Origin of the sequence: Actinokineospora sp. (assembly GCF_050699995.1) — a bacterium.
Classification (GTDB): domain Bacteria; phylum Actinomycetota; class Actinomycetes; order Mycobacteriales; family Pseudonocardiaceae; genus Actinokineospora.
In genome coordinates this window covers 1-1433 of record NZ_JBOHGC010000535.1, presented here as the reverse complement: position 1 = coordinate 1433, position 1433 = coordinate 1, and the positions used below count along the sequence as shown (strand labels likewise).

Annotated in this window: 2 protein-coding genes and 1 pseudogene; all 3 read right to left on the bottom strand. The window is 70.1% G+C overall.

From position 1 onward, the window contains the following. Window positions 1-62: 62 nt before the first annotated feature. Window positions 63-365 (bottom strand): hypothetical protein, encoded by a 303-nt coding sequence (locus tag ACRDSQ_RS26340; RefSeq protein WP_431424657.1) that lies wholly within the window; start codon window positions 363-365, stop codon window positions 63-65. A gap of 132 nt (window positions 366-497) precedes the next feature. Continuing rightward, window positions 498-1010: a DMT family transporter gene (locus ACRDSQ_RS26335; protein ID WP_431424656.1), complete on the bottom strand. Its 513-nt coding sequence runs from the start codon at window positions 1008-1010 to the stop codon at window positions 498-500. Between the two features lie 88 nt (window positions 1011-1098). Continuing rightward, window positions 1099-1368: pseudogene (locus ACRDSQ_RS26330) on the bottom strand (EamA family transporter); the annotation flags it as partial. Window positions 1369-1433 lie beyond the last annotated feature (65 nt).

Genomic DNA, 1433 nt, shown 5'->3' with positions numbered 1-1433 from the left:
GAGTTCTCCTGCGGGGCCCGCTTCGTTCCAAGCTTGATCAACACGCGCTCTGCGAGAAATCCTCAGTGTCGGTTGGCGGCCGCGCCGACCGGCTGACGCGGGCCGGGAAGCGGCACCGCCGGGGTCTGCTTGGCCTTCGCGGCCACGCTCTTGCGGCGGCGGATCAGGCCCACGATGAAGCCGCCGATCCCCACGGTCACCGCGGCGATGCCGGGACCGGACATGATCGGGCTGCCGCTCTCGATGACGGTCTCCGCGACGGTCTCCGCGACCGAGGGGGACGCCGACCACACGAACTGCGCGGCGACCACTGAGCCGAGTACCGCCACTCGGCGAGTGTGGTCGCGCAGAGTTTCCGTGTTCACGAACTGACACCGCCTGACACCGTTGTACCGTCCCTCGATTGGACTAAGCACACTGCGTGGACTCTGGAAAAGCTACCGAGTGTGTCAACCCTGCGTCCCCGAAACCGCACTATCGGTTGTCGCGGATCGACCCTAGACCCTCCGGCGACGCACATCGCACGTGGGTTGTCGATCAATAACGCGATCTTGGCAGTCGTCTGCCCGCTCCCCGCGGGCGGGTCGGCGGAGAGCGGCGAGCAGCCCGGCGGTGATCAGCACGACCCCCACGATCTGGGTGCCGGTGGGCTGTGCGGACAGCAGCAGCCAGGCCAGGGCGAGGCCCCAGGCGGGCTCCAGGAACAACGTGACGGACGTGCCCACGGCGCCGATGGCGGCGACACCGCGGTACCAGAGCACGTTCGCCACCGCGCTGCCGAAGACGATGAGGTACAGCAGCCCGCCGACCGACTTCCAGTCCGCGGCATGGAGCGCCCGCGCGATGTCCACGGTGAACACTCCGGGCAACAAGGCGATGGCGCCGCCGACCGTGGCCCACAGTGTCACCGTGAGCGGGGGGGTACCGGGCCGGCATCGACGCGCCGAATACGGTGTAGCCCGCCCAGCAGACCGCCGCCGCGATGAGCAGCAGCGACCCGGCGACGACACGCTCGCCGGTCCAGCCGCCCGCGCGCCAGACGACCGTGACCACCCCCGCGAGCCCGAGGAACACCCCCAGGACGCTGCCCACCGTGACCGGCTTACCGAGCAGGGCCCACGACAGCAGCAAGGTCCACAGCGGCGGTGTCGCGCCGATGATCGCGCCCAGGACCGCCGAGGACAGGTCCAGCCCGCTCAGGAACAGCAGGCTGTAGGCGCCCATGCCGATCCCGCCGAGCGCCATTATCCGGATCAGGTCCGCCCGCGCCGGTATGCTGCGCTCGCCGAGGGCCACCAGGACCACGGCGAGCACCACGGCGGCCCCCGCGCACCGCGACCACGCGGAAAGCAGCGGCGGGAAGGCCACGACGGCGACCTGACCGGCGATGTTCGTGCCTGCCCACAACGCCGTGGCGAGGAGCAGGTTTATAC